This window comes from Burkholderia sp. SIMBA_062, assembly GCF_046534765.1.
In the GTDB taxonomy this organism is placed as follows: domain Bacteria; phylum Pseudomonadota; class Gammaproteobacteria; order Burkholderiales; family Burkholderiaceae; genus Burkholderia; species Burkholderia ambifaria.
This window is the reverse complement of the sequence record NZ_JAWRYD010000562.1, coordinates 1-241: the sequence shown is the minus strand read 5'-3', so window position 1 is coordinate 241 and position 241 is coordinate 1. Positions and strand designations below refer to the sequence as shown.

Sequence of the window (241 nt, the reverse complement as noted above, 5' to 3'; positions counted from 1 at the left end):
ACCTGCCGGTGCGTGCAGTCGTGGATACCGGGGAAGAAGACCCGGCTGAGACCGGGGTAGCTACCGCGGGCGAAGGCACCTTGAAGAACTCCGGTGAGTTGGACGGCCTGTCCAAGTCGGAGGGCATCCCGGCCGCCGTCGCGATCCTCGAAAAGCTCGGAACGGGCGAAAAATTCGTCAACTTCCGGTTGCGTGACTGGCTGCTGAGCCGCCAGCGCTTCTGGGGAACCCCCATTCCCAT

The 241-nt window shown here is 63.9% G+C and carries 1 protein-coding gene; it reads left to right on the top strand.

The genetic code is table 11. The features are described from left to right. Positions 1–20: 20 nt before the first annotated feature. Positions 21–241, top strand: a 221-nt coding sequence (locus SB786_RS37460) for a hypothetical protein (RefSeq protein WP_410731744.1), incomplete at its 3' end; no start/stop codon positions are given.